The 1,543-nt window shown below is 73.4% G+C and carries 2 protein-coding genes; one reads left to right on the forward strand and one right to left on the reverse strand.

What is annotated here, in order from left to right:
- A partial coding sequence (locus HW445_RS30525) for a DUF3103 family protein (protein ID WP_180224035.1) occupies nucleotides 1-775 on the forward strand: 775 nt, incomplete at its 5' end.
- A gap of 30 nt (nucleotides 776-805) precedes the next feature.
- On the opposite strand, the gene HW445_RS30530 is transcribed toward HW445_RS30525, so the two are convergent.
- Nucleotides 806-1,543, reverse strand: a 738-nt coding sequence (locus HW445_RS30530; RefSeq protein WP_180224036.1) for an endonuclease/exonuclease/phosphatase family protein, incomplete at its 5' end; no start/stop codon positions are given.

The raw sequence follows: 1,543 nt of genomic DNA on the forward strand, positions 1-1,543 counted from the left end.
CTCCGTGACGCTCGCCGGGGACGCCGACTCCCGCCGCGCTCCGCTGGTCGCCGTCGCCCCCTCCGACGACGAGGCCACCGCCGTCACCGCCTACGACACCGCCGGCCGGGCCCACACCCTGGACGCCGCCGAGATCCCCGACGCCCCGGTGTACGTCGTCGGCGTCGACGGGGAGAAGGCCGTCGAGGCCGGCATGAAGGTCCTGGAGCGCGAACTGGCCGCCGCCGGGGTCACCACCGCCGACGCGGAAGCCGTCCGGTCCGCGACCGCCACCGCGGCCGCCACCGGTTACTGGACCTCCCGCATCACCTCGGTCTCCGTCGCCGACGACAAGGAGACCTGGATCAAGGGCGACGCCGAGATCTTCAGCATCGTCAGCGGCTTCGGCCTGGACGGCAAGGTCCGCGTCGACACGGTCACCCACCCGTACCTCGACGACGCGGGGACCACGTACTACCCGAACCAGATCCTGGTCAACTGGTCGCAGTACAAGTACAACCTGGCCGACGTCGTGATGATGGAGGACGACGGCGACACCAACTACTCCGGCCTGGCCAAGGCGATAGCCGCCGCCCTGCTGACCATCGTCGACCTCGGCGCGTACATCCCGCTGGTCGACCCGGTCGTGGACGCCATTCCGACCTCCTTCTGGACCGACGACGCCGACTTCGTGGACGCCTGGTACACGCTGGCCCGCGAGACCACCGGAACCCGCAACGGCGCGGGCGGCAACGGCCGGTTCACCTTCGACCGCTACTGGGTCTCCGCCCTGTGACCCCGGGGCGCGAAGGCTCCCGGGCCGCGCTCACCAGCTGACCCGGGCCGCCACCGGCAGGTGGTCGCTGCCGGTGGCGGGCAGCACCCAGGAGCTCTCCGCCTCCACTCCCCGGAGCAGGATCTGGTCGATCCGCACCACCGGGAACCTCGCCGGCCAGGTGAAGCCGAAGCCGTCACCGGCCTCGGTGTGGGCCGGGTGCAGCCGTGAGGTGAGGGCGGCGAGCGCGCGGTCGTCGGTGGTGCCGTTCAGGTCGCCGAGCAGCACCACGCGCTCGCTGCTCTCGGCGGCGAGGGCCTCGCCGAGCGCCCGCGCGTTGCGGTCCCGGCTCTCCGTCCAGAACCCGCCCCGCGGCATCAGCCGCACGGATCCCAGATGGGCGACGTAGACCGCCAGGGGTCCTCGGTCCGTGGCCACCGTGGCGCGCAGCGCCCGTTGGTAACCCGCCTTCTCCTCGTCCGTCTTGGCGGCGCCCAGCGGCCCGGCGTCCATCGCGGTGTCGACCGGGCGGACGTCCGACAGCGGCCACCGGCTCCACAGCCCGACCGTGCCCCGCACCGTGTGGTGCGGGTACGCCGCCGCCAGCTCCCTCTCGTACGTGCTCCGGGCCTCCTCGGTCAGCTCCACCAGGGCCAGCACGTCCGCCCCGGACGCGACCAGGGCGCGGGCGGTGCCGGCCGGGTCGGGGTTGGCATCGCCGACGTTGTGCTGGGCCACGGTGAGGTCGCCGCCCGGCCGGGACCCGTCGCCCAGCAGGGCGCCGAAGAG

This window comes from Streptomyces sp. UH6, assembly GCF_013421635.1.
GTDB lineage: Bacteria > Actinomycetota > Actinomycetes > Streptomycetales > Streptomycetaceae > Streptomyces > Streptomyces abyssomicinicus.